A 25416-nucleotide genomic window follows, 5' to 3' on the forward strand; every position below is an offset into this window, starting at 1 on the left:
GACCACTCCCCCTGCGCCGGACAGCGTCGCCGGGAGCCGCCGCTCATGCCGCCGAGGGCGCCGCCCAGCTGACCGTGCGGTCGCACCAGCGATCGAGGAGCACCTGGTCGTGACCGACGGCCAGCAGGGAGGCCTTGGTCTCGCGGCGGTAGGCCTCGACCGCCGCGACCAGGGCGGCCGTGGTCGAGGCGTCCAGCATGGCGGTCATCTCGTCGCAGATCAGCAGGCGGGGGCGGAGCACCAACGCCCTTGCCAGGCAGGCACGTTGGAGCTGCCCATCGCTGACCTCGTGGGCGCCCCGGGTCAACAGGTCGCCGCCGAGGCCCACCGCGTGGGCGAGTTCGTCGACCCGCTCGCGGATCTCGATGCGGCGTCCGGTCGCCTTGAGCGGCTCGGCGATCAGGTCGCGCAGCCTGAGCCTCGGGTCGGCGGACTGCCGGGGCGACTGGAAGACCACGCCCACGGTGGTGCGCAGGGCGCGCGGTGCGCGGTGGCGGTAGTCGTGGACGGTGGTGCCGTCGAGGACGACGGTTCCGGCGTCGGGGCGGTGCAGCAGGGCGGCGACCCGGGCGAGCGTGGACTTGCCGCAGCCGCTGGGGCCGAGCAGGCCGACCGCCTCGCCGCGGGCCACGGCCAGGCTCACGTCCCGCAGGACGGGCTTGCCCCGCTCGTAGCCGGCGGTGATGTTGCTGAGCTCAAGCACGGCTGGGGTCCTCCGCGGGGGCGTGGTGGCAGGCGGTCCGGCCGTCGAACCGCGGCTGGGTGCCGCAGAGCGCGTCGGCCCGCTCGCAGCGAGGTGCGAAAGCACACCCCGCCGGGAGGTCCCCCAACTCCGGCGGCATACCGGGAATCGGCCTGAAGGAACGTTCCGGCAGGGCATCGAGCAGACCACGAGCGTACGGGTGCCGGGGACCCGGCTCGCCGAAGAACCTGGTGGCATCGGCGAGTTCGACGATACGGCCCGCATACATCACGGCGACCCGGTCCGCGATCCGGGCGGCCGCCGCGAGGTCGTGCGTGATCATCAGCAGCGCCCGGCCCTCGTCGACGGTGCGGCGCAGTTCGTCGGCCGTGCGCTCGACCAGGGCCCGGTCGAGGCCGGTGGTCGGTTCGTCGGCGAGCAGCAGGGGCGCGTCGCCCACCAGGGCGAGGGCGGTCGCGGCGCGCTGGGCCAGGCCGCCGGACAGCTCGTGCGGGTAGCGGTCGAGGTGGTCGGCGGGGAAGGCGGCCCGCTCGGCCGCGGCCCGCGTCGCGAGGCCCGTCCGCTTGCGCGGGACCGGCGTCAACTCCCGCACGGTCTCCGCCAGTTGACTGTGCACCGTCCGTACGGGCGTGAGGTGGGCGGCCGGGCTCTGCGGTACGAGGCCGATGCGCCGGCCCCGTATCGTGCGGGCCAGCGAGCGCTCGCCGGCGGTGAGCAGGTCCGTACCGTCGTCGAGCAGCGCCGCGCCGTCGAGGCCCGCGTTGGCGGGCAGCAGACCGAGCAGCGCGGAGGCCAGGACCGACTTCCCGCAACCGCTCTCGCCGACGAGGGCGAGGCACTCCCCCGCCGCGAGGTCGAAGGAGGCGTCGGTGACGGCGGCGACGTGCGCGCCGCCCCGCATGCGGAAGCGTACGGAGAGGTTCCGCACGGACAGCGCGGGTGCCGCGGGGTCCGCCCCGTCCGGGATCGCTCGGGCGGTCACAGCATCAGCTCCGATCGGCGACGCGGGGCGAGCCGGTCCCGCCAGGCACCGGCGAGGCCCGCGATGGCGAGGGTGGGCACGATCAGGAGGAGGCCGGGGAACAGGGTGGGCCACCAGTCCCCCGCGAGCAGCGAGCCGCGCGCGCTCTGTACGAGGTTGCCGAGGCTCGCCTGGTGGGCGGGCAGCCCGAGGCCGAGGAAGGACAGGGCGGACTCGTGCCACATGGCGTGGGGCACCATGAGAACGGCGGCCAGTGCGGCTTGCGGCAGCACCCCGGGCAGCAGGTGGCGCACGGCGACCCGCCGGCGCGAGGCGCCGCCCGAGATCGCCGCGTCGATGTAGGGCCGGGAGCGCAGCGACAGGATCTCGGAGCGGACGATGCGGGCCGTGGACAGCCAGTGGGTCAGCGCGACCGACACCACCACCGGCCAGACACCGGGGCGGAACATCGCCACCACGAAGATGCCGAGCAGCAGGTGCGGCACGGACGAGAAGGTGTCGACGAGCCGCATGAGGACCCGGTCGGTCCAGCCGCCGAACGCGCCGGCGATCGCGCCCACGGCGGTGCCGATGAGCGTGGCGGCGAGCGCCGCGACGACTCCGACCAGCAGCGAGACCCGCAGCCCGTACACACAGCGAAGGAGCAGATCGCGGCCGACGTCGTCGGTGCCGAACGGGTGCTGCCAGGAAGGGGGTTGAAGCTTGCGGGCCAGGTCCACGGCCTGCTCGTCGAGCTGGACGAGGGGCGGCACGAGGAGCACGGCGAGCACGACGGCCGCCATGACGGCGGCCGAGGCCCCTACGCGCAGGGTGCGGGTCGACCGGTTCGGGCGGATGTCACGGACGGGGCGGACCGCACGGATGGAGCGGATGTCAGCCATCGAATCCCACCCTCGGGTCGGCGAGTCCGTACAGGAGGTCGGAGAGCAGGTTGCCGAGGAGCACCGCGACCGTCGCGAGCACCGTGAGGGCGGCGAGCAGCGGGAAGTCGACCGAGGTCGCGGCCTGCACGGTGGCGGCGGCGATGCCGGGCCAGCTGAACACCGTCTCGACGAGCAGCGCGCCGGTGATCAGTTCGGGCACCCGGGAGCCGATCAGGGTCAGCATGGGGAGCATCCCGGAGCGCAGGGCGTGCCCGGTCAGGACGGTGCGTTCGGCGAGGCCGCGCGCCCGCGCCCCGCGCACCGGGTCCTCCGCGAGCGCGTCGCCCACTCCCTGGCGTACGTACAGGAAGAACCAGGGCAGTTGGGAGAGGCCGAGCACGGCGGCCGGGAGCACGAGGTGGCTCAGGACCTGCCCGGCGGTGACGGTGTCGCTCGCGGTGTCGGTGAGGCCGCCGGACGGCAGCGCGCCGAGCTTGAGGGCGAACAGCCAGATGGCGAGCAGCCCGAGCCAGAAGGCGGGGGCGGCTTCGAGGGTGTAGGCGGCGGAGCTGACGCAGCGGTCGAGGAGGCCGCCGCGACGGCGCCCGGCGAGTACCCCGAGGGCGGTGCCCAGCAGGATCGCGAGGACGAACGCGGTCGCGGCGAGCAGCGCCGACCAGCCGAGGCGCTCGGCGACGACATCGGCGACGGGCTGGCGCAGCACGCTGGAGTCGCCGAGGTCGCCGGTGAGGGCCGAGGTGATCCAGTCCCACCAGCGGTGCACGAACGGCTGGTCCGCGCCGAGGTTGGCGCGCAACTGGTCCAGGTCCGACTGCGAGGCGGTGAGCCCGGCGGTGCCCGCGTACGCCTTGACGGGGTCGAAGGGGGAGGCGGCGGCGACCGCGAAGACGCCGAAGGTGACGGCGAGCAGGACGGGGACGGCGGACAGCATCCGCCGTCCCGTCATGCGGGCCATCGCCCTCCAGGGGAGGCGCCGGTTCACTTCTTCGGCGCCCACTTCTCGACGTTCCACCAGGGCCCGGAGGCGAGTCCGTGGTCGTGCGGTTCGACCTGGGTGGACAGGCCGTCCCAGGTGTCGTTGACGACGTAGAGGTGGTCGATGTGGGTGAGGAAGGTGTAGCCGGGGTTCTTCACGAGTTCGCGCTGGACGGTGTCGTACGCGGCCTTGCGGACGGCCCGGTCCCCGCTGCGACGGCCGTCGTCGAGGGCCTTGTCCACGGTGGGGTCGGCGAAGGAGGCCATGTTGTTGAAGCCGTCGCCCGCGAGAGAGGACTTGAGCAGGTTGTACTGGTCGAAGTCGGGGTCGCCCGGGGAGCCGCCGCCGGCGAGGACCGCGTCCTGCTTCATCCGGGGCTCGATGACCTCCCAGGTGCCGGACTGGGTGGTGACGGCGATGCCCGCCTTCTTGGCGTCGGAGGCGAAGGCGAGGGCGTGGTCCTGACGGAGCTTGTCGCCCGACAGGTACCAGAGCGGGAACGCGGCCTTGACGCCGTCCTTCTCGCGGATTCCGTCGGCCCCCGGCTTCCAGCCCGCGTCGTCCAGGAGCCGCTTGGCGCGGTCGAGGTCGTGGGCGCGTTCGGTGCCGGCCGCGAACCACTCGCTGCCGGTCGGCACCGGACCGTAGGCGGGCTTGCCCGCGCCTTCCAGGATGCGGTCGACCATGGCCTCGCGGTCCACGGCGAGGTCGAGGGCGCGGCGCACGGCGGTGTCGCCGGCGACCTTGTTGCCGGTGGGCAGGGTGACGTTGCGGTAGTCGTACGTCTTGGCCGTGTACGTCTTCTTGCCCCGGTCGCCCTTGAAGGTGTTGGCGAGGTTCGGCGGCAGGATCGCGCCGTCGAGGTCGCCCGCGCGCAGTCGCGTGGCGCGGACGTCGTCGTCCTTGATGACCGCCATGGTGAACTTCTTCACCGCGGGGGCGCCGCCCCAGTACGTGGGGTTGGCCGCGAAGGTGATCTTCTCGCCCTTCGACCACTTGGCGAGGGTGTACGGCCCGGTGCCGACGGGCGCCCGGGAGAAGGCGCCCGAGTTGACGTCCTGCTGGGCCGCGACGTGTTCGGGGACGACGGGCAGCACGGTCCGCTCGGCGAACGGCGCGTAGGGGTACTTGAGGGTGAAGACCACCGTGTCGTCGCCCTGGGCCTCGACGGACTTCACCGCGTCGAGCTCGCCCTTGGACGGGTTGTTGGTCTTCGGGTCGAGGATCTTGGTGTAGGTGAAGACGACGTCCTTGGCCGAGAACGGCTTGCCGTCGCTGAACTTCACGCCCTGGCGCAGCTTGTACGTGTAGGTCAGCCGGTCGGCGCCGACCTCGGGCAGCGCGGTGGCGAGCGCGGGCCGCAGCTTCATGCCGGCGTCGAAGGTGAGGAGGCCGTCGAACAGCTTGGAGTTGCCGTCCTTGCCGTAGCCGAGGAGCGGGCTGAGCGTCTCGGGCTCGTAGGCGATGCCGACGACGGCGGAGTCCTTCTTCCCGCTCCCGCCCGATCCACCACCCGGATTCGAGCAGGCACCCGCGCCCACGGCGAGCGCCCCGGCCAGCACGGCGGCGGCCGTGGCACGTATGGAACGGGCGGTCATGCGGCCCACACCCCTTGCTGAAGATCAACTGCTATTGCGAACAAATCGCAATTAAACCTCTGCGTAAAGGGCTGGTCAAAAGCGGACGGCCCCGGTCCAGCTGAAGGAGTGGACCGGGGCCGGCCGGGGCGAGGGCGGAGGGCGGCTACTCGCCGGTGGCGCCGTCGAGGGCCTCGCGCAGCAGATCGGCGTGGCCGTTGTGGCGGGCGTACTCCTCGATCATGTGGGTGAGGATGTAGCGCAGGGATATGCTCTCGCCCCTGAACTCCACAGTCTCATCGAGGGAGTTGACGGCGTTCGCCGCGGACCGCGAGTCCTCGCAGGCAGCCCGCCAGGCCGCGAACGCCTCGTCCGCGTCGGCGTCCTCGACGTCGAACTCGCCGAACTCCCCGGCGGCGGTGCGCGGCCAGTACGAGGTGAGCCGCTCACCGCCCAGGACGAGCCGGAACCAGCTCCGCTCGGTCTCGACGGCGTGCCGTACCAGGCCGAGCAGGGTGAGGCCCGAGGTCGGCACGGCCCTCGTCCTCAGCTGCCGCGGGCCGAGTCCCGCACACTTCCAGGCGAGGGTCTCGCGTTGGTGGTCGAGGAACGCGGTCAGCGACGTACGGTCGTCGGCCGTCTTGGAAGGCGCGGTGCGCCGGTGCTCGCTCATCGGCCGATCATGTCCATCGCGCGGCCGGTCCGGCGTTCCCGTCCGCGGGATGGACGGGAACGCCGGGATGTCCGTCAGGGCGCCCGCAGGTCGACCAGGTCCGCGATGCCCGCCCGGTGTTCACCCGCCGAACCGAGCGCGATCTGGGCCGACTTGGCGCGCTTCAGATAGAGGTGGGCAGGGTGCTCCCACGTCATGCCGATGCCGCCGTGGAGCTGGACGCACTCCTCGGCGGCGTGCACCGCGACCCGGGCGCAGTACGCCTGGGCGACCGCCGCCGCGAGCGGCGCCTCGGGGCTGCCGGTCGCGAGCGCGTCGGCGGCGTTGCGGGCGGCGGCGCGCGCCGAGACGACCTCCAGCCAGAGCTGCGCCATCCGGTGCTTGAGCGCCTGGAAGGAGCCGACCGGCCGGTTGAACTGCTTGCGCTCGCGGGTGTACGACACCGTCTCGGTCAGGCACCACTCGGCGACCCCGAGCTGTTCGGAGGCGAGCAGCCCGGCCCCGGCGAGCAGCCCCCGGCGCACCGCGGCGAGCGTGGCGTCCGGCCCGGCGAGCAGGGTGCCGCGCAGACCGTCGAGGCTGACGGCGGCGAGCGGGCGGGTCAGGTCGAGCGGGGTGAGCGCGACGACCGTGGCCTCGGCGGCGTCCACCGCGTACAGGCCCTCGCCCGTCGGCACGAGCAGCACATCGGCGGTGGCGGCGTCCGCGACCGCGGAGACGGTCCCGGTCAGCGTCTCCGGCAGCCGCACCGCGTACGGCCCCGCCGAGAACGGCACGACGAGGGCCGCGGTCCGATGCCCCGACGCCAACTCGCGTACGAGGGACGCCACTTCCTCGTTCGCGTCCCCCAGTGCGAGGAGGGTCTCGGTGGCCATGACGGCGCTGGTGAGGAACGGTACCGGAGCCACCGACCGTCCGATCTCCTCCAGGACCACCGCGGCCTCGCGGTGCGAGGCGCCCTGTCCACCGAGCTTCTCGGGCACGAGCAGCCCCGCCAGCTCCATGCCCGCGCCGAGCGCTCGCCACAGCTCCCGGTCACAGGGCGTGTCCGACTCCGCACGGGCCAGGGCAGCGGGAGTGTCGGTGCGGTCGGCGAGCAGGGAGCGCACGGCCGCCCTGAGGTCGTCCTCGGCCTCGGAATACAGCAGGTCCGGGGTTGCTTCTTCGGCGGTCTGTGCTGTCATCGGGCCAGGTCCTTCCAGGCGACGTCCTTGTCGTTGCGCGGCTCGGCGGGCAGGCCCAGTACGCGTTCGGCGACGATGTTGAGGAGCACTTCGCTCGTGCCGCCCTCGATCGAGTTGCCCTTCGAGCGCAGATAGCGGTAGCCGGCGTCACGGCCGGTGAAGTCGACGAGCTCGGGCCGGCGCATGGTCCAGTCCGAGTACAACAGGCCGTCCTGGCCGAGGAGTTCGACCTCCAGGCCGCTGATCTCCTGGTTGAGGCGGGCGAAGGCCAGCTTCATGCCGGAGCCCTCGGGGCCCGGCTGGCCCGCGACGAGCTGCTGGCGAAGGCGTTCGCCGGTGAGCCGGGCGACCTCCGCCTCCACCCACAGGCTGAGCAGCCGCTGGTGCAGGTCGTGGGTGCGCAGCTCGGGCCGCTCCCGCCAGGCGCGGGCGACCGGGCCGATCATGCCGCCCTCGCGCGGGATGCGCATGCCGCCGATGGAGACCCGCTCGTTCATGAGGGTGGTCTGGGCGACCTTCCAGCCCTCGCCGACCTCGCCGAGCCGGTGGGCGTCGGGGATGCGCACCCCGGTGAGGAAGACCTCGTTGAACTCGGCCTCGCCGGTGATCTGCCGCAGCGGCCTGACCTCGACGCCGGGGTCGGTCATGTCGCAGATGAAGTAGCTGATGCCCCGGTGCTTGGGCAGGCCGGGGTCGGTGCGGGCGATGAGGATGGCCCAGCGGGCCAGATGGGCGCTTGAGGTCCACACCTTCTGCCCGTCGACCACCCAGTCGTCGCCGTCGCGCACCGCGCGGGTGCCGAGCGCGGCGAGGTCGGAGCCCGCGCCGGGCTCGCTGAACAGCTGGCACCAGACCTCCTCGCCCACCCACAAGGGACGCAGGAAGCGCCGCTTCTGCTCTTCGGTGCCGTACGCGAGGACGGTGGGCGCGGCCATGCCGAGGCCGATGCCGATCCGGCGGGGGTCGTTGTCGGGTGCCCCCGCGGCGGCGAGTTCGGCGTCGACGACGGCCTGGAGCGAGCGCGGCACATCGAGGCCGCCGAGGCCTACCGGGTAGTGCACCCAGGCGAGCCCTGCGTCGAAGCGGGCCTTGAGGAAGTCGAGCGGTTCCGTGGCGGCAGGGGGGTGCGCTTCGAGCAACTCGCGGGTAAGGGTGCGCAGTTCGGCTGCATCGGTCATCGGGCGGCTCCGTCCGGGAGGACGACCACTCGGCCGGTGGTCGTGCCGTCGGCGACGCGCTGCACCGCGGCCGCGGCGTCCTTCAGCGGGACCCGCTCGCTGATGAGCGGCTTGATCGCGCCCTCGGCCGCGAGCCGGGTGAGCTGCTGGTGGCAGCGTGCGATCGAGTCCGGGTCCTTTTGTGCGTACAGGCCCCAGTGCAGTCCGACGATCGAGTAGTTCTTCACCAGGGCGTGGTTGAGCGCGGGCGCCGGGACCGATCCGCCGGCGAAGCCGACGATCACGATCCGGCCCTCGAAGGCGACGCACTTGGCGGACTTGGCGTAGGCGTCACCCCCGACCGGATCGTAGATGACATCGGCGCCTCGTCCCGCGGTGGCCTCCTTCACCGCGGCCACGATGTCGTCGGTGCGCCGGTCGATGACCAGGTCGCAGCCCAACTCGCGTGCCACGGCGGCCTTCTCGGCCCCGCCGACGACGCCGATGACACGGGCCCCGGCGGCCTTGCCGAGCTGCACGGCGGCGCTGCCCACTCCCCCGGCGGCGGCGTGCACGAGCAGCGTCTCGCCCGCCTGGAGGTGGGCCCTGCGGTGCAGCCCGAACACGCCGGTCTGGTAGCCGATGTGCAGGGCCGCGGCCTCGGCGTCGTCGAGCGCCTCGGGCGCGGGCAGCAGGGCCGTCTCGTCGGCGACGACGTACTCGGCGAGTCCGCCGTGCGGCAGTGCGGGGTTGGCGATCACCCGGCGGCCGTCCTCCGTCTCCCCGCAGATCTCCACACCCGGAGTGAACGGCAGCGGCGGCCGGATCTGGTACTGGCCGCGGCAGAGCAGCGCGTCGGGGAAGTTGATGTTCGCGGCACGGACCCGCAGCAGCACCTGGCCGGGGCCGGGCTCGGGCCGGTCGACCTCGTCGAGCCGCATCACCTCGCCCGGCTCGCCGTTCTCGTGCACTCGCCATGCCTGCATTCGGGGCCTCCACACGCCGGACGCGATGCGGCCGCGCACCGCTGAGTACGTTCCGCATCGCTGAGTACGTTGCACTGCTCCAGGGCATACTAAGCGGTCGCTTGCTTCCGGGGAAAGAGCTCGCCGGATCGGGCCCGGCCCGCGGGCCCGGTGCCTCCGGGCCCCGGCCCGCCCCGGCGGCGGGAGCTCCTCGCCTCCGCACGCCCGACCACCGCGCGGCCCTGGTGGTTTGTGGCGGCACCCGGTACAGATACGCCATGGATGCAGCCGCACCACCGCCGCGCCCCCCGCACCCCGGGCTGCCCGCGCCTCCCCCGCTCGGAACGTGCGCGCTGCCCCCGGGCACGTACGACGGCAGCGTCGTCCTGGTCACCGGGGGCGGGTCGGGGCTCGGCAAGGCGATGGCCGCCGAGTTCGCGCGGCTCGGCGCCGACCTCGTGATCGTGAGCCGCTCGGCGGACCGGCTCAAGGCCGCGCAGGAGGAGCTGGCCGGGCTGGGCGGGCGGGTCGTGACGGCGGTGTGCGACATCAGGGAGCCGGAGCGGATCGCCGAGGTCTTCGACGCGGCCGAGTCGGCGCTCGGCCCGCCGTCCGTCCTGGTGAACAACGCGGCCGCCAACTTTCCTTCTCCTGCTGAGGACTTGTCGCCGAATGCCTGGCGCGCGGTCCTCGACATCACGCTGACCGGAACCTGGTTCATGACGCGCGAGTTCGGCCGCCGCCACCTCGCGGCCGGAACCCCCGGCTCGGTGATCGACATCGGCGCCTCGTACGCCTGGACCGGCGGCCCGGGCCACGCCCACTCGGCGGCGGCGAAGGCGGGCGTACGCAATCTCGTCGAGACCCTGGCCGTGGAGTGGGGCCCGTACGGCATTCAGGTCAACGGTCTGGTGCCCGGCCTGATGCCGCACCCGGATCTGCCCGAGTCGATCCTGCGCGGCCTCGACCGTGCCGCGGACGAGGGTGAACTCGCCCTACGTCAGCCTGCGTTGAGAGTCGGACTGCCGCGCGAGCTCGGCTGGGCCGCCACCTTCCTCGCCTCTCCGTACGCCCGTTTCATCAGCGGTCACACCCTGGTGGTGGACGGGGCGAACTGGCAGCGGCGCGCCCTGGTGACGCCGCCGGTGAACAGCGTGCGCGAGCAGCTCGGCCGCGGGCCGTTCGGGCAGTAGCGCCGCGGCCGCCCGCTCACTTCCCGTCGAAGGCCGCGGGGCGCCGACCGGCCTTGGCGGAGTAGCCCTCCCGGGCGTCCTCGGAGGTGAGGGTGAGGGCCGCGGCGAGGGCGGTGCGGTCCAGCGCCTCGGCCAGGCCCGCGTCGGCGAAGGCGTCGATGTTCCGCTTGACGGACCGCACGGCCAGGGGCGCGTTGGCCGCGATCTCGCCCGCGAGCTCCATGGCGGCCGACTCCAACTCGGCCCTTCGCACCACCTGTTGGACGATTCCGATGCGTTCGGCAGTGGGGGCGTCGATGCGGCGTCCGGTGAGCGCGAGGAGTTTGGCCCAGCCGGCGCCCGCGTCGCGCGCGATGCGCAGGTCGCCGCCCGCGTCGACGGCCACCCCGATGCCGGTCTCCGGAAGGGCGAACACGGCGTCGTCGGCGGCGATCCTGATGTCGGCCATCAGAGTCAGCTCGAAGCCGAAGCCGAGGCAGTAGCCCTGCACCGCGGCGACCACGGGCTGCGGAAGGCGCGCGAAGGCGGCGAAGCGTTCATGGACCCAGCGGATGCCCTCGTAGTAGTGATGGGTGCGTTCGGCCGGGGAGCGTCCGGTGATCGCGCCGCCCGGGGCGGTGACATCGATCCCCGCGCAGAAGGCGCGGCCCTCGGCCCGGAGCAGCACGACCCTGATCGACTCGTCGAAGCGGATCCGGTCGGCGAGCAGGCCCAGTTGGCGGCTGGCCTCCCAGCTCCACCCGTTCAGCTTGTCGGGCCGGCACAGGCTGAGGACGCCGATCCCCGTACGGACATCGAGCCTGATCCGCTCCTCGCCCTCGGCGACCCGCCGGTCCAGGGTGTCGATCAACGCCTCTCCCCTTCCCTATGCTGACCAGCCGTCAGGTCACTCGAGACTAGACGCTGCCCGATGGATCAACCAGGTCCGGGCCGACTTCCTTCAACACAGCGCCGACGGGGGCCGCTTGCGGTATTCGTGATCCCGGCCTCCGCGCGGAATGGAGCACCGCCTCGTGAACAGCGACCCCTCCCGGGTGCCCGATCTGTCGGACCGCCCCCACCGCCTCGTCATCGAGCGTGAGATGCGGGCGGATCCGCACGCCCTCTACCGCGCGTGGACGGACCGGTTCGACCTCTGGTTCGCGGCCCCCGGATCGGTGACGATGACGCCCCGCGTCAACATGCCGTTCTTCTTCGAGACTGAATACGCGCCGGAGCCCGGCACGCCCCCGACCCGGCACCCGCACTACGGCCGTTTCCTGCGCCTCGAAACCGACCGGCTGGTCGAACTCACCTGGGTCACCGGCCGCGGAGGCACGGCGGGGGCGGAGACGGTGGTCACCGTCGAGCTCGCGCCGCACGCCTCCGGGACGCGACTGAGGCTCACCCACGCCGGGTTCTACGACGACATCGCCCGTGCGGCCACCGAGGCGGCCTGGAGAGACCTGGTACTACCGCACCAGGACCAGATCCTCGCCGGACCGGCGGCGGACACCCACTGAAGGACGTCGATGTGCCACACACCCCTGACGCGGTGCCGTGCGGTGGGACGGATGAGGCTCGGGCCCGGGTTTGGGCAAGCTCTTGCTCTTCGTTGGGCGCGTGTTCACCGGTTGACTCCACCGCCCCACACCGAACGGGACCAGACTGAGTGGCAGGTCCACGTCACTGGTCTCAACCGACAGCTCTGGAAGGGGCGTTCATGGCCGAGTTGACACGACGCAGACTCCTCGGATCGGCGGCCGGGGCGATCGGAGGTGCGGCGGCGCTCAGCCTGCTGCCGCCCAGCGTCCAGAAGGCCGTCGCCGCCGGGCCGCCCCGGAGCGGCTCGCTGCGGGACGTCAAGCACGTCGTCATGCTGATGCAGGAGAACCGTTCGTTCGACCACTACTTCGGAACGCTGTCGGGCGTCCGGGGGTTCAGCGATCCGAACGCCCTCAAACTGCCCAACGGGCGTTCGGTGTTCTACCAGCCCGACTCGGTGAACCCGCGCGGTTATCTGCTGCCCTTCCACCTGGACACGCGCAGCACGAGTGCGCAGGCCATCCCGTCCACGAGCCATGCCTGGTCGGTGCAGCACCAGTCCTGGAACGGCGGCAAGATGGACCAGTGGCTGCCCGCCCACCGCAAGGCGGACGGCGCCAACGGGCCCTATGTGATGGGCTATTACACGCGCGAGGACATCCCGTTCCAGTTCGCGCTCGCGGAGACCTTCACCATCTGTGACAACTACTACAGCTCGGTCTTCGGCCCCACGTGGCCCAACCGGCTCTACTGGATGACGGGCAGCATCGACCCGGGCGGCACCAAGGGCGGCCCGGTGCTCAACAACACCGCGCCCAAGCCGTACCGCTGGACGACGTACGCGGAGCGGCTCCAGGCCGCCGGGATCAGCTGGAAGGTCTACCAGCAGGACGACGACTACGGGTGCAACCTGCTCGAACAGTTCCAGAGCTTCCGCGACGCCAAGCCGGGCTCCGCGCTGTACGAGCGCGGGGTGCGCCCGCAGCCCGTGGGCACCTTCGAGGACGACGCCGCGGCCGACCGGCTCCCGGCGGTCTCCTGGATCATGCCGACGAGCTACCAGTCCGAGCACCCGGACTACCTGCCGGCCGCCGGGGCCGACTTCGTGGCGCAGAAGATCGAGGCCATCGCGTCGAACCCGAAGGTGTGGGCGAAGACCGCGTTCATCCTCAACTACGACGAGAACGACGGTCTGTTCGACCACGTGGCCCCGCCCACCCCGAAGGCGGGTACCGCGGACGAGTTCGTGGGCGGACTGCCCATCGGCGGCGGGTTCCGGGTCCCGGCGATCATCGTCTCGCCGTGGACCGTGGGCGGCTGGGTGGCGAGCGAGGCCTTCGACCACACGTCCGCACTGCGGTTCCTGGAGCACTTCACGGGGGTCAAGGAGCCGAACATCAGCCAGTGGCGTCGCCGCACCTTCGGCGATCTGACCTCGGCGTTCCGGTTCAACAGCGGGCAGCCCAAGCCGCCTCGGCTGCCGGACGACACGGCGGAGCAACTGGCCGAGGCCAAGCGTGAGGTGGCGACGCTGCCGAAGCCGAAGCTGCCTGGTGCCGACCAGTCCTTCCCCAAGCAGGAACGCGGCCACCGGCCGCACGTGTAGCCCCCGCTGCGGGCGGAGTCTCCAGTACCTCCTGGAGGCTCCGCCCCCAGACCCCCGTTCGCGCCTGAAGGGCGCTCGTCCTCAATCGCCGGACAGGCTGAAAATGCCCGATGCCGGCCGACACCAGTGCCACCAAGGGGCGCGAGGAACTGGGCGAGGAGCGACCACGGTCCGCGGTCGGGAGCAGGGCCCGCGCTCAGGACGTCGGGCTCGACGAGGGGGTCGGAGTTCCCGAACTCCGTTGCGGGAGAAGTGCCTTGCAGACCTGGAGCGCCGACGCGGACTTCGGATCCGTGGTGTTCAGACCGCGCAGCCCGCCGCCTCCCGCACCCGGCGACGGCGAGGGCAGCACGACCCCGTGGTCCTTGAGGCAGCTGGTGAACGCTTTCATCGCAGTGCTGTTGGCACCCCCACCGCCCCGCCCGTTGAACTGCGGCCGCTCGCTCGCGCAGGCCTGCGCCGCCTGACGCTGGGCCGGGTCGGCGGAGGCCCCGCCTCCGAAGCCGCCGAACCCGCCACCGCCGGGTCGCCGGGTCGCGCCGCTGGGACGGCCCGCCCCCTTGGGCCGTCCGCTGCCGCTCGGGCGCGGCGCCATCGTGACGCCGTGCTGGGCCAGACACTGGCGGTAGGCGTCCATGCCCTTGGCCGCGGCGGACGCCGAGGCCGTGGGCTTCGCCTGGGCGCTGCTGTTCGCGGCCGAGGACGAGCAGGCCGCTAGCAGCAGGCCGCACGCCGTGACAGCGGCGGCGGACACTGCGGCGCGTGCCGCGATCGCGGCACGCGCGGTGGCGGGCCTGCCCTTGGTCCAGGTCATGTCCGGTGTCTCCTCGGTACGTTGGGCGGACGACGGCCTCGCTGTGCACGCCGTCGGCGACCCATGACTGAACCGCACGCGGGTGGGCGCCGCCGGGGGAAGGGCTGGGAGTTCCCTGGGGGTCGGGGTCCGCGAGGAGCGTCCGGGGCGCGGGTGGCGGTGCGATACGTACCGGTAAGTCCTTCATGAGAAGTTCGGTCCGCATGCGTGTTCCCAGGGAACTCCCAGAATGCTCCCAGGGGTTCCAAAGTGCGGGCGGCCAGGATCCGCCGTCATGAAGGTGCTCCCACGACGGCGCAAAGCCGTCCTGATCAACTCGGTGCTCGGTGTGGCCGTCCTGGCCGGTGCCGGCGGCGCCTACGCCGCGGTGACCAGCCACGACAGCGCTCCCGCGCGGACCGGTGAGAAGACCGTCGCGGTCACCAGGGGCACGGTCCTCGCCACCGTGTCCGGCTCGGGGTCGCTGGCCTCGCCGAGCGACGCCGGGGTGAACTTCACCACCGGCGGCAAGCTCACCGAGGTCGACGTCAAACCCGGCGACAAGGTCTCGCGCGGCCAAGTCCTCGGCAAGGTCGACGCGACCGCTGCCAGGGAGACCCTGGCCCAGGACCAGGCGTCCCTGACGGCGGCGCAGGCCAACCTCACCAAGGTGCAGGAGGGCCAGGCGAGTTCGAGCACGGCGAGCGGTACGAGTGGCGGCTCGTCGACGCGCGGCGGCGCCAACACCGCGCCCGTCCCCGCCGCCACCCCGACGGTCGACCCGGCCCAGCTCGCCCAGGCCGAGGCCCAGCTCACCCAGGCGCAGAACGCGGTGGACGCCGCCCAGCGCGCGGTGGACGGCACCACGCTGACCGCCCCGGTCGCCGGGACCGTCGCGTCCGTGTCGGCGAAGACGGGCGACACCGTCACCGGCACGGGCGGCAACGGAACGAGCGGCGGCAGCGGAGGTTCGAGCGGTGGCTCCAACTCCAGCTCCAGCAGCGCCAGTTCGGCCTCCTCATCCACTCTGTCCGGCTTCGTGGTGCTCACCAACCCGTCCGGCATGCAGGTCACCGCGAACTTCTCCGAGGCCGACGCGCTCAAGCTGAAGCCCGGCCAGGCGGCGACGGTCACGCTCAACGCCGAGTCCGACAAGGTCCTCAACGCCAGGGTGCTCGCGGTGAGTTCACTGCCCGTCAGCAGCGGCTCCGGCTCGGGCGGAGGCGGCAACAGCGGCTCCGGGAGCGCGGTTCAGTACGCGGCCACCCTCACCGTCACCAGCCCCACCGCCGATCTGCGCACCGGGCTCAGCGCGAGCATCCAGGTGGTCACGGGCGAGGCCTCCGGCGCCCTCACGGTGCCGACCACCGCGGTGACCGGCACCGGCGCCAACCGTACGGTGACCGTGGTCAAGGCCGACGGCAGCACCGAGCGCACCCCGGTCACGGTGGGCCTGGAGGGCGACAGCTCCGACCAGATCCTCAGCGGGCTCAGCGAGGGCGAGAAGGTCCAGCTCGCCAGTGTGTCCGCGACCGGCCAGGGCGGCTTCCCGAGCGGAACCTTCCCCGGCGGGTTCGGCGGCGGCGCCCCCGGGCGCACCCGTGGGGGCGGCACCACCACGGGCGGCGGCGCTCGTGCCGGTGGCGGCGGGGGTGGCCGCGGATGACGCCGCCGCTCCGATGGCCGCGCAGGGCCGCCGCGCTGCCCGGGTCCAAGCCCGACGAGGGGCCCTGGGCGCCGGCTCCGGTGATCGAGGTGCGCTCGCTGATCAAGACGTACGGTCACGGCGACGCCGCCGTCCACGCGCTCAGCGGGCCCCTCGATCCGGTGAGCGGTGAGGCCCTCGGGGTCGAACTGGTCGTCCAGCAGGGCGACTTCGTGGCCGTCATGGGCAGCTCGGGCTCCGGCAAGTCCACCCTGATGAACATCCTGGGCTGCCTCGACGTGCCGACCTCCGGGCGGTACCTGCTCGACGGCATCCATGTCGGCGGCCTCGACGAACGTCAGCTCTCGCTGGTGCGCAACCGCAAGATCGGCTTCGTCTTCCAGTCGTTCAACCTCGTGCCGCGCACCCCGGCCCTGGCCCAGGTCGAACTGCCGCTGGCGTACGCCGGGGTCAAGCCCGCAGAGCGGCGCCGTCGGGCCGAGGCCGCGCTGACCCTGGTGGGCCTCGCCGACCGGATGGACCACCGGCCCAACGAGCTCTCCGGCGGCCAGCAGCAGCGCGTGGCCGTGGCCCGCGCCCTGGTGACCGCGCCCGCGATGCTGCTCGCGGACGAGCCCACCGGAAACCTCGACAGCCACAGCACCGAGGAGGTGCTCGCGGTCGTGGACCGCCTGAACGCGTCCGGCCGCACCGTCGTGCTGATCACCCACGAGGACGAGGTGGCCCGGCACGCCAAGCGGGTCGTACGGCTCGTCGACGGCCGGATCGTCGACGATGTGCGGCAGGCACCGGTCGACGGCCCGCCGCCCGTGCTGCGCGAGTCCGGTTCCCTGGTCGGAGGCGGCCGGTGAGCCTCTTCCAGACGCTGCGCTTCGCCTTCGGCGGACTCGCGGCGAACAAGGTGCGCTCCGCCCTGACGATGCTGGGGGTGCTGATCGGCGTCGCCGCCGTCATCGTGCTCCTGGCGGTGGGCAACGGCTCCTCGCAGGCGGTGAAGGACTCGATCGAGAAGCTCGGCACCAACGCGCTCACGGTGTCCTCGGGCGGCGGCTTCGGGGGCTCGCGCTCGGCGACCGTCACCAAGCCGCTGACCGTGGACGACGCGCGGGCGCTCGCCGACCCGGCGGCCGCCCCGCACATCGAATCGGTCGCCCCGGAGACCACCACGTCGGAAACCGCCCTGTACGAGGGCACCTCGCACACGGTGAGCCAGGTCGTCGGCACCTACCCGGCGTACTTCAAGGCGTCCAACAGCAAGGTGACGCACGGCGACTACTTCAGCAACGACGATGTGCTCGGCTCGCGGAAGGTGGCCGTGATCGGCTCGACCACGGCGACCGACCTGTTCGGCAACGCGGACCCGGTCGGCAGGAAGATGACGCTCGGGGGCACGCCGTTCACGGTGGTCGGGGTGCTCGCCACCAAGGGCGGCACCGGGTTCCAGGACCCGGACGACGTGGTGGTCGCGCCGCTGCCGACCGTGCAGAACGCCTTCACCGGGTTCGGTTCGATCGGGCAGATCCTCGTCGAGGCCAAGTCGGCGGACGCCACCACCCAGGCGCAGAACGAGATCACCACCGTGCTGATGGGCCGGCACGGCATCAAGGACCCGACCGCGCTCGACTTCCGGGTGAGCAGCCAGGCCTCCCTGCTCACCACGCAGGCGGACACCAACAAGACGTTCACGGTGCTGCTGGGCGCGGTGGCGGCGATCTCACTGCTGGTCGGCGGGATCGGCATCACCAACATCATGCTGGTGACGGTGACCGAGCGAACCCGTGAGATCGGCATCCGCAAGGCGATCGGAGCCCCGCGAGGCGTCATCCTCGGGCAGTTCCTCGCCGAGTCGACCCTGCTCTCGCTGATCGGCGGTGGGCTCGGTGTCGCCGCCGGCCTGATCGGCTCGCACTTCACGATCGTCGGCATCAAGCCGGTGATCATCCCCGAATCGGTCGTCGGAGCCTTCGCCATCGCGGTGGCCATCGGGCTGTTCTTCGGCGGCTATCCCGCCAACCGCGCCGCGAGCCTGCGGCCCATCGAAGCGCTGCGGCACGAATGAACCCCATGTACGGACAGGGAGAGGACATGTTCGGCAACGCCGAGATCTTGGAGAACGCCGGCCCCACGCAGGCCGGCGATCCGGAGGACATCCTCGCCGAGCCACCGGACACCCGGGACATCTCGGCCGAGCTCAACGCGCCGCCCCGGCCTCAACTGCCGTGGCTGACCCTGCTGTTGTCGGGCGGTCTGGTGGCGGGGCTCGCGTTCGCGGGGGGTGCCCTGGTGGAGAAGAACCAGAACCAGGACACCTCCTCGGCACAGCGCTCCCCGGCCACGGCCGCCCGTGGCGGCGCCGCGGGGAGCACCCAGCGCCAGGGCTTCGGCGCCGCGCAGGGCGCCCAGAGCGGGCAACGGCAGGGTGCCGGTGCGGGCCCGGGCGCGGCGGGCGGACCGACCATCGGTACGGTGAAGCTCGTCGACGGCAGCACCCTCTACGTCACCGACACCCAGGGCAACGTCGTCAAGGTCACCACGGCCGGCAGCACCCAGGTCACCGAGGCCAAGAGCGGCAAGGTGTCCGATCTGCAGCCGGGCCAGACGGTGACCGTGCGCGGCAGTCGAAATGCCTCGGGAGACGTCGCCGCGACCACCGTCACCCAGGGCGGCGCGACCGGTTTCGGCGGGGGCCGGGGCTGACCGCGCACCCACCCGCCCACGCCGTCACGAGGAGGAACCCGATGGCCCCGACGGACGCTGCCGTGCCCGAGGCGAGCCTGCTGGTCGTCGACGACGAGCCCAACATCAGGGAGCTGCTGTCGGCTTCGCTGCGCTTCGTCGGCTTCAAGGTCGTCTCGGCGGCCACCGGAGCGGACGCGCTCGCGGCCGTCGCCAAGGAGCGCCCGGACCTGGTGGTGCTCGACGTGATGCTGCCCGACATGACGGGCTTCGCGGTGGTGCGCAGGCTCCGCGAGGAGCCGGGCGCGGGGCCGGGTGCGGACCATCTGCCGGTGCTGTTCCTCACCGCGAAGGACGGCGTCGACGACAAGATCAGCGGCCTGACGGCGGGCGGCGACGACTACGTCACCAAGCCGTTCAGCCTGGAGGAGCTGATCGCCCGCATCCGCGCCATCCTGCGCCGCACGGGCGGCCCGAGCGGCGAGGGCCGTCTGGTGGCGGGCGACCTCGAACTCGACCCGGTGGGTCACCAGGTGCTGCGGGCCGGGCGGCCGGTGTCGCTGTCCCCCACCGAGTTCAAGCTGCTCGCCTATCTGATGACCAACGCCGACCGGGTCGTGTCCAAGCCCCAGATCCTGGACCACGTGTGGGCGTACGACTTCGGCGGCGACCTCAGCATCGTCGAGTCGTACATCTCGTACGTGCGCCGCAAGGTCGACTCCGGGGCGGACGGCGCGCCCAAGCTCATCCACACCGTGCGCGGCATCGGCTACGTGCTGCGCCGGCCCCAGTCCTGAGGTGTCCGCCCGATGCTGAGGTACCTCGCAGCGCGGCTCGGCCGGCTGCCGCGCCGCTTCGCCGCGCTGTCGCTGCGCTCCCGGCTCGTGCTGCTCGCCATGGCCCTGGTGGCGCTCGGGCTCACCGTCAGCGACACGGTGGTCCTGAGCTCGGTGCGGGCCCAGCTGGTGCAGCGGGTGGACCAGCAGCTGAACCGGTTCGGGGACTCGGTGGCGCACCGGGTCGGCGTCGAGGGCACCCCCGCGCCCAGGCCCGGCCGAACGGGGGGCGGCCGGGCCTGGTTGCCGAGCCAGTACGTCATCGCGTTCGCGGCGGACGACGGCAAGGTCACCGAGCAGTTCCGCCAGCCGGTCTCGGCCGGCGATCCCCGGCCGACCTGGCCGGTGATGGACGCGGCGGCGCTCCGGGCCCGTCTCGGCAAGCCCTTCGAGGTGCCCAGCGATCACGGCGGCGGCAGCTGGCGGATGCTGATCGTGCCGGTGGACAGCGGTGACCCGGCGCTGCCCGCGGGGGTGGTCGTGGCGGCGCCCCTGGAGGAGGTGTCCTCCACGGTCGACCATCTGGCCACCGCCTTCCAGCTCATCGGGGTCGTCGTCGCGCTGCTGCTGGGGGTGGCGGGCTGGTTCGCGGTAGGGGCCGGGCTGCGCCCGCTGCGCCGCATCGAGGCGACGGCGGCGGAGATCGCGGCCGGCCGGCCGCTCTCGCACCGCATGCCGGACGCCTCGCCGCGCACCGAGGCCGGGCGGCTCACCAGTGCGCTCAACGGGATGCTCGCCCAGCTCGAATCGGCGTTCGCGGCGCGCGCCGAGTCGGAGGGGCAGATGCGCCGCTTCGTCGCGGACGCCAGCCACGAACTGCGCACCCCGCTGGCCGGCATCCGCGGCTTCGCCGAGCTGTACCGGATGGGTGCGCTCCCCGACGAGGCCGATGTGAAGCGCACCATGGCCCGCATCGAGAGCGAGGCGGTACGGCTCGGCGGCCTGGTCGAGGACCTGCTCACCCTGGTCCGCATGGACGAGCAGCGCCCGCTCCAGCTCGCCCCGATGGATCTGCGCACCCTGGCGGTGGACGCCCTGCACGACACCCGGGCCCTCGACCCGACCCGCGAGGTGTCCCTGACCGGGCCCGACGGCACGGGTGCGCCGGGACCGGCGCCGGTCCTCGGCGACGAGGCGCGGCTGCGCCAAGTGGTCGCGAACCTCGTGGGCAACGCCGTCGCGCACACGCCGTCGGGTACGCCGGTACGCATCGGGGTGGGTGCGGCCGAGGGCTTCTGCCTCATCGAGGTCGCGGACTCCGGGCCGGGTCTGGCGCCCGAACAGGCGGCCCGGGTCTTCGAGCGCTTCTACCGCGTGGACGCCTCACGCAGCCGGCAGACCGGGGGCGGCGCGGGCCTGGGCCTCGCCATCGCCTCGGCCCTGGTACAGGCCCACGACGGCCGGGTGGAACTGCGGACCGCGCCGGGCGAGGGCGCGGTGTTCCGGGTGCTGCTGCCCGCCGCGGCCTGAGCGGGCGGCGGGTCGGGCGCCGGACAGGACCCGCTCCGGCCCACTCCCCCGGACCGGCCCGAGTGCGGGCGGGGCCCGGGGCTCCTAGCGTGGGTCCATGATCCGGTTCGAGCAGGTCAGCAAGGTCTACCCGGACGGCACCCGTGCCGTCGACGACCTGTCCTTCGAGGTCGCGGAGGGCGAACTGGTCACCCTGGTCGGGCCGTCCGGCTGCGGCAAGACGACCACGATGATGATGGTGAACCGGCTCATCGAGCCCACCTCGGGCCGCATCCTGGTCGACGGCGAGGACATCGCCACGCTCGACCCGGTCAAGCTGCGCCGCCGGATCGGCTACGTCATCCAGCAGGTCGGCCTCTTCCCGCACCGCACGATCCTCGACAACACCGCGACGGTCCCCGCGCTGGTCGGCTGGAAGCGGGCGAAGGCCCGGGCCCGGGCGGCCGAGCTGCTCGACCTGGTGGGGCTCGACCCGTCGACGTACGGACCGCGCTACCCCGCGCAGCTCTCGGGCGGTCAGCGCCAGCGGGTCGGCGTGGCGCGGGCGCTGGCCGCGGACCCTCCGGTGCTCCTGATGGACGAGCCGTTCGGCGCGGTGGACCCGGTCGTGCGCGAACGCCTCCAGAACGAGTTCCTGAGCCTCCAGGCGACCGTGCGCAAGACCGTCCTCCTGGTCACCCATGACATCGAGGAGGCCGTGCGGATGGGCGACCGCATGGCGGTGTACGGGTCGGGGCGCATCGAGCAGTTCGACACTCCCGCATCGGTCCTGGGGGCGCCGTCCACCGCGTACGTGGCCCAATTCGTCGGCGCGGACCGGGGGTTGAAACGGCTGTCGGTCACGACGGTGGAGCCGGACGACCTGGAGCAGCCGCCGGTCGTACGGCTCGACGAGGGCGCGGCGGCGGCCGCGGCCCGGCTGCGTGGCGAGGAGGCGCGCTGGGCGGTGGTGCTGAACGAGGGCGGCGAGCTGCACGGCTGGGTCGCCACCGACGAGCTCTCCCTCGCGGGTGCGGGCGCGGTCGCGGACCTGGCGCGGCGCATGGAGGCCTGGGTGCCGGTCGGGGCGCCGCTCAAGCAGGCCTTCAGCGAGATGCTGCAGCACGATGCGGGCTGGGTCGCCGTGGTGGACGGTGCCCGCTTCCTCGGTGTCCTGACCCCCGCCAAGCTGCACGAGGCGCTGCGCCGCTCGGTGGACGCGGACGCGCTGGGGGTGGAGCGGACGGAGGTCGACTTCGACTCGGTCGCGGACGCCTGAGCGCCCGGGACCTGGTGCCCCCAACTCACCCAAACACGGTTGAAGTTGGGCCCGCCCGCCTCTTACGTTCCACGGAGCGCATGGTTACCATCCGGTAGCCCTCGTACGGGGCATCCCCGCACCCCACCCCCGCTGGAGCCGCCATGCGCCTCGCACCCGCCGCCACCGCGCTCGCTCTGCTCGCCGGCACGATCGCCCTCGCCCCCACCGCCCAGGCCGACCCGGCGGCCGCGGCCCCGGTCCCCGTCGTCTTCGTGCACGGCCGCAACGCCGATCCCGGCGTGTGGGGCACCATGAAGGACCGCTTCAAGCAGGCCGGTTACCCCGACGGTGACCTCTTCGCGTGGGGCTACGACTCCAGCCGGTCGACCAACGAGGTGCTGGCCGGCCAGTTCGCCGCGTACGTCGACTCCGTGCGCGCCCAGACCGGCTCCTCGCAGGTCGACATCGTCGCGCACAGCCAGGGCAGTCTGCCCACCCGCTGGTACGTGAAGTTCGGCGGCGGCACGAACGTGGTGCGGCACTGGGTGTCCCTCGGCGGCCCCAACCACGGGACGAGCCTGGCCTGGGCGTGTGCGATCTGGGACCAGGGATGCCGGGACATGACCCCGAACTCGTACGTGGAGAGCCATCTGGCGAGCGGCGGCGAGACCCCGGGCCCGACCAAGTACGCCACGTTCTGGTCGCACTGCGACGAGTTCATCCTGCCCAACAGCAGTGTCCCGCTGTCCGGTGCGGTCAACACCGATGCGGGATGTCTCGCCCACAACAACCTGCTGACCGATGCGCCCATCGCCCAGGGAGTGCTCGACTTCCTCAAGCGGTAGGCCTGTTGCCCGTGGCGTCAGATCAGGTGCTTCGACTTGAGGTAGTTCCTCGCCACGTCCTCGGGCAACCGGCGCCAGCTGTCGACCTGTTCGTTGAGGGAGGCCAGGTCGGCCGTGGTGAGCACCGTGTTGAGCCGGCCGAGCGCGCGCGTGACGCCCGCGCTGCCGGCCCGTGAGCGGTTGACCACCGGCACGATGTAGTCCGCGTTCTGCAGGTGCTTGTCGTCGGCGAGGAGCACCAGGCCGAACTGGCCGAGCGTGGCGTCCGTCGTGGTGGTCAGGACCATCTGGTCCTGGCCGCTCTGGACGGCCTGCTTGGCCGGAGTGGTGCCGACGCCCTTGGGATCGACGGCGGTCACGTCGATGCCGTACACCTTCTTCAACCCCGGCTCGCAGTAGGGGCGTTGCACGCATTCGTCGCCCGCGGCCAGCCGTACCGGAAGCTTCGCCGCGCCGAGGTCGCTCAGCGTCTTGAGCCGGTGTTCGCGCGCGTAGGACCGGGCGACGGCGAACGCGTTCTGGTCCACCGCCCGGCCGGGGTCGAGGACGGTGAGGCCGCGCGGGGTGGCGAGGGCGCGCAGCGCCGTCATCGTGCTGTCCAGATCGGGCGAGCCGACGGGCTTGGCGTCGGCGCCGTGCGCCTTGGCGTTGAGCCAGTCCGCGAAGGTGGCCGCGTACTCCGCCACGACGTCGATCTGGCCGCTCTCCAGGGCGGGTTCGTAGATCTCCCGGTTGGTCACCGACAGGATCTTCGTGCTGTAGCCCGCCTTGGCGAGCAGTTGCGCGTACATCTGGGCGAGCAGATCGCTCTCGGTGAACCCTGCGGAGCCGATCGTCAGGTGTTTGCTGTCGCCGGGCGGCGCCGTGACCGTGCCCTGCTTCTCCAGGCTCGGGCCGGTGGTGCAGGCGGTGACCGCCGTCAGGGCGAGGGCGGCGAGCAGCAGGCGCGGCCTCATCCGAATCCGCCCCTCGCCCACTGGGGCGCGAAGCGCTGGACCACCTCGAAGAGGCCCTCCACGACCAGGGCGAAGACCGCTACCAGGATGGCACCGGCGACGACTTGGGGCGTCGAGGCGAGGTTGAACCCGGCGGTGATGATCCGGCCGAGCCCACCGCCGCCCGCCAGGGCCGCGAGCGTGGCGGTCGCGACGAGCTGAACCGCGGCGATGCGCACCCCGGTGAGGATCAGCGGCAGGGCGAGCGGGAGCTCGACTCGGAACAGGAGTTGGCGTCCGGTCATGCCCATGCCCCGGGCCGCGCGCACCACGTCGCGGTCGACCTCGCGCATGCCGACGTAGGCGTTGGTCAGCAGTGGCGGCACGGCGAACAGGATCAGGGCGATGATGGTCGGCCACTCGCCGTACTTGCCGATCGGGGTGAGCAGGAGCAGGACGAGGACGGCGAAGGTGGGCACCGCGCGGCCCACGTTGGAGATGTTGACGGCGAGGGTGCCGCCCTTGCCGAGGTGGCCGAGGACCAGCGCGACGGGCAGCGCGATGAGGCAGCTCAGGACGAGGCACAGCGCGGTGAGCCACAGGTGCTGGCCAAGCCGGTTCCAGATGCCGTTCTCGCCCGACCAGTGGGCGGCCGAGGTGAGCCACGACCAGGTGTCGGAGAGCGTGTTCATGAGGGCACCGCCCGCGTCCAGGGGGTCAGCAGGCGCTGGATGCCGAGCAGCAGCAGGTCGGCGGCGACGGCGATCACCACGCACAGCACGGAGGCGGTGAGCACCTGTGCCTTGAAGTAGGTGTTCATCCCGGAGTAGATCAGGTTGCCGAGCCCGCCGTAGCCGACGATCGCGCCGACCGTCACCAGGGACACCGCCGAGACGGTGGCGATCCGCAGTCCTGCCATGGCGGCCGGGACCGCCAGCGGGAGCTCCACCGCCAGGAGCAGCCGCACCGGCCCGTACCCCATGCCGCGGGCCGCCTGCCGGGTGTCCTCCGGCACGGCCCGGAGCCCGGCCAGGATGTTCCGCACGAGCAGGGTCAGCGAGTACAGGACCAGACCCGCGACGACGATCGACGCGGAGAGCCCGTACACCGGCAGGAGCAGCGAGAACATGGCGAGCGACGGAATGGTGTAGAGGATGGTCGTGATGCCGAGGACGGGGCCGGCCGCCCAGCGCCAGCGGCGGGCCGCGACGGCCAGCGGTACGGCGATGAGCAGGCCGATCGCCACGGAGACCGCGGTCAGCTGGAGGTGCTGGACCACCGCGTCCCACAGGATGTGGCCACGGCTCGTCAGATACGCGCCGCAGATCCACTCATTGCGCGCGAGGCAGTCGTCGGGAGGCGCGGTCACCCGTTCATTGGAGCCCGCGCCCCCGCCCGGCCGCGCGTCCTGGTGGGCTGTTCGGGGAAACCGCTGTGATCCGGGGGCGCACAGGGGGCTCGGCGTTCTCGGGTCGCCGTCGTGCGTCCCGGACCCGCGGGGCCGGGCCACGCGGGCGGCCCGGCCCGGCGT

Annotated in this window: 25 protein-coding genes; 11 read left to right on the forward strand and 14 right to left on the reverse strand. The window is 72.5% G+C overall.

The features are described from left to right. Positions 1-43: 43 nt before the first annotated feature. The 9 genes from IE267_RS13110 to IE267_RS13150 form a co-directional block, all read right to left on the reverse strand. Positions 44-703 (reverse strand): ABC transporter ATP-binding protein, encoded by a 660-nt coding sequence (locus tag IE267_RS13110; protein WP_189763300.1) that lies wholly within the window; start codon positions 701-703, stop codon positions 44-46. Next, positions 696-1700 (reverse strand): ABC transporter ATP-binding protein, encoded by a 1005-nt coding sequence (locus IE267_RS13115; protein ID WP_373304549.1) that lies wholly within the window; start codon positions 1698-1700, stop codon positions 696-698. The genes IE267_RS13110 and IE267_RS13115 overlap by 8 nt, the downstream gene beginning before the upstream one ends. Then, positions 1682-2566, reverse strand: coding sequence for an ABC transporter permease (locus IE267_RS13120; RefSeq protein WP_189763301.1), 885 nt, complete (start codon positions 2564-2566; stop codon positions 1682-1684). Before IE267_RS13120 ends, IE267_RS13115 begins: the two co-directional genes overlap by 19 nt. Continuing rightward, positions 2559-3524 (reverse strand): ABC transporter permease, encoded by a 966-nt coding sequence (locus tag IE267_RS13125; protein ID WP_189763481.1) that lies wholly within the window; start codon positions 3522-3524, stop codon positions 2559-2561. The genes IE267_RS13120 and IE267_RS13125 overlap by 8 nt, the downstream gene beginning before the upstream one ends. 23 nt (positions 3525-3547) lie before the next feature. Beyond that, a complete protein-coding gene (locus tag IE267_RS13130; protein ID WP_189763302.1) occupies positions 3548-5143 on the reverse strand; it encodes an ABC transporter substrate-binding protein in 1596 nt (531 codons plus the stop codon). A 145-nt stretch (positions 5144-5288) separates the two neighbouring features. After that, on the reverse strand, positions 5289-5795 hold the full coding sequence (locus IE267_RS13135; protein ID WP_189763303.1) for a DinB family protein: 507 nt from the start codon (positions 5793-5795) through the stop codon (positions 5289-5291). A 74-nt stretch (positions 5796-5869) separates the two neighbouring features. Further along, complete coding sequence (locus IE267_RS13140) at positions 5870-6979, reverse strand: acyl-CoA dehydrogenase family protein (protein WP_189763304.1); 1110 nt, start codon at positions 6977-6979, stop codon at positions 5870-5872. Next, a complete protein-coding gene (locus IE267_RS13145; protein ID WP_189763305.1) occupies positions 6976-8157 on the reverse strand; it encodes an acyl-CoA dehydrogenase family protein in 1182 nt (393 codons plus the stop codon). Before IE267_RS13145 ends, IE267_RS13140 begins: the two co-directional genes overlap by 4 nt. After that, positions 8154-9122, reverse strand: coding sequence for an NADPH:quinone oxidoreductase family protein (locus IE267_RS13150; RefSeq protein WP_189763306.1), 969 nt, complete (start codon positions 9120-9122; stop codon positions 8154-8156). The genes IE267_RS13145 and IE267_RS13150 overlap by 4 nt, the downstream gene beginning before the upstream one ends. Before the next feature lie 257 nt (positions 9123-9379). On the opposite strand from IE267_RS13150, the gene IE267_RS13155 reads away from it, so the two are divergent. Continuing rightward, entirely contained in the window at positions 9380-10294 is a 915-nt protein-coding gene (locus IE267_RS13155) for an SDR family oxidoreductase (protein ID WP_189763307.1), read from the forward strand. Between the two features lie 16 nt (positions 10295-10310). On the opposite strand, the gene IE267_RS13160 is transcribed toward IE267_RS13155, so the two are convergent. Next, positions 10311-11144 carry an enoyl-CoA hydratase/isomerase family protein gene (locus tag IE267_RS13160; protein WP_189763308.1) on the reverse strand — a complete coding sequence of 278 codons (834 nt, stop codon included), beginning with the start codon at positions 11142-11144 and terminating at the stop codon, positions 10311-10313. Positions 11145-11307: 163 nt separating this feature from the next. Here IE267_RS13160 and IE267_RS13165 point away from each other — a divergent pair, with 163 nt between their 5' ends. Both IE267_RS13165 and IE267_RS13170 read left to right on the forward strand, forming a co-directional pair. Beyond that, positions 11308-11796 carry an SRPBCC family protein gene (locus IE267_RS13165; protein WP_229861087.1) on the forward strand — a complete coding sequence of 163 codons (489 nt, stop codon included), beginning with the start codon at positions 11308-11310 and terminating at the stop codon, positions 11794-11796. A gap of 200 nt (positions 11797-11996) precedes the next feature. Beyond that, complete coding sequence (locus tag IE267_RS13170) at positions 11997-13424, forward strand: alkaline phosphatase family protein (RefSeq protein WP_167162193.1); 1428 nt, start codon at positions 11997-11999, stop codon at positions 13422-13424. A 196-nt stretch (positions 13425-13620) separates the two neighbouring features. Here IE267_RS13170 and IE267_RS13175 read toward each other — a convergent pair whose 3' ends face one another. Then, entirely contained in the window at positions 13621-14238 is a 618-nt protein-coding gene (locus IE267_RS13175) for a hypothetical protein (protein ID WP_189763309.1), read from the reverse strand. 274 nt (positions 14239-14512) lie between these two features. On the opposite strand from IE267_RS13175, the gene IE267_RS13180 reads away from it, so the two are divergent. The 8 genes from IE267_RS13180 to IE267_RS13215 all read left to right on the forward strand — a co-directional run bounded on the left by IE267_RS13180 (position 14513) and on the right by IE267_RS13215 (position 22950). Further along, entirely contained in the window at positions 14513-15883 is a 1371-nt protein-coding gene (locus IE267_RS13180) for an efflux RND transporter periplasmic adaptor subunit (protein ID WP_189763310.1), read from the forward strand. Beyond that, positions 15880-16734: an ABC transporter ATP-binding protein gene (locus IE267_RS13185; protein ID WP_167162199.1), complete on the forward strand. Its 855-nt coding sequence runs from the start codon at positions 15880-15882 to the stop codon at positions 16732-16734. Before IE267_RS13180 ends, IE267_RS13185 begins: the two co-directional genes overlap by 4 nt. Then, a complete protein-coding gene (locus IE267_RS13190; protein ID WP_189763311.1) occupies positions 16731-17942 on the forward strand; it encodes an ABC transporter permease in 1212 nt (403 codons plus the stop codon). Before IE267_RS13185 ends, IE267_RS13190 begins: the two co-directional genes overlap by 4 nt. Before the next feature lie 26 nt (positions 17943-17968). After that, positions 17969-18580, forward strand: coding sequence for a DUF5666 domain-containing protein (locus IE267_RS13195; RefSeq protein WP_189763312.1), 612 nt, complete (start codon positions 17969-17971; stop codon positions 18578-18580). Positions 18581-18621: 41 nt separating this feature from the next. Further along, complete coding sequence (locus tag IE267_RS13200; RefSeq protein WP_167162205.1) at positions 18622-19356, forward strand: response regulator transcription factor; 735 nt, start codon at positions 18622-18624, stop codon at positions 19354-19356. 12 nt (positions 19357-19368) lie between these two features. Further along, entirely contained in the window at positions 19369-20865 is a 1497-nt protein-coding gene (locus IE267_RS13205; protein ID WP_189763313.1) for a sensor histidine kinase, read from the forward strand. A 97-nt stretch (positions 20866-20962) separates the two neighbouring features. After that, the gene (locus IE267_RS13210; protein ID WP_189763314.1) at positions 20963-22123 is read left to right on the forward strand and encodes an ABC transporter ATP-binding protein; all 1161 of its coding nucleotides are present in this window, start codon (positions 20963-20965) and stop codon (positions 22121-22123) included. A 143-nt stretch (positions 22124-22266) separates the two neighbouring features. Further along, the gene (locus tag IE267_RS13215; protein ID WP_189763315.1) at positions 22267-22950 is read left to right on the forward strand and encodes a lipase family protein; all 684 of its coding nucleotides are present in this window, start codon (positions 22267-22269) and stop codon (positions 22948-22950) included. 17 nt (positions 22951-22967) lie between these two features. Here IE267_RS13215 and IE267_RS13220 read toward each other — a convergent pair whose 3' ends face one another. Genes IE267_RS13220 through IE267_RS13230 form a run of 3 tightly spaced genes read right to left on the reverse strand, consistent with a single transcriptional unit; the run spans position 22968 to position 25254 of the window. Then, positions 22968-23906: an ABC transporter substrate-binding protein gene (locus tag IE267_RS13220; RefSeq protein ID WP_189763316.1), complete on the reverse strand. Its 939-nt coding sequence runs from the start codon at positions 23904-23906 to the stop codon at positions 22968-22970. After that, positions 23903-24577 carry an ABC transporter permease gene (locus IE267_RS13225; protein WP_189763317.1) on the reverse strand — a complete coding sequence of 225 codons (675 nt, stop codon included), beginning with the start codon at positions 24575-24577 and terminating at the stop codon, positions 23903-23905. Before IE267_RS13225 ends, IE267_RS13220 begins: the two co-directional genes overlap by 4 nt. Then, positions 24574-25254, reverse strand: coding sequence for an ABC transporter permease (locus IE267_RS13230; RefSeq protein WP_167162217.1), 681 nt, complete (start codon positions 25252-25254; stop codon positions 24574-24576). The genes IE267_RS13225 and IE267_RS13230 overlap by 4 nt, the downstream gene beginning before the upstream one ends. Positions 25255-25416: the final 162 nt, after the last annotated feature.

Source organism: Streptomyces xanthochromogenes, from assembly GCF_014650455.1.
GTDB lineage: Bacteria > Actinomycetota > Actinomycetes > Streptomycetales > Streptomycetaceae > Streptomyces > Streptomyces xanthochromogenes.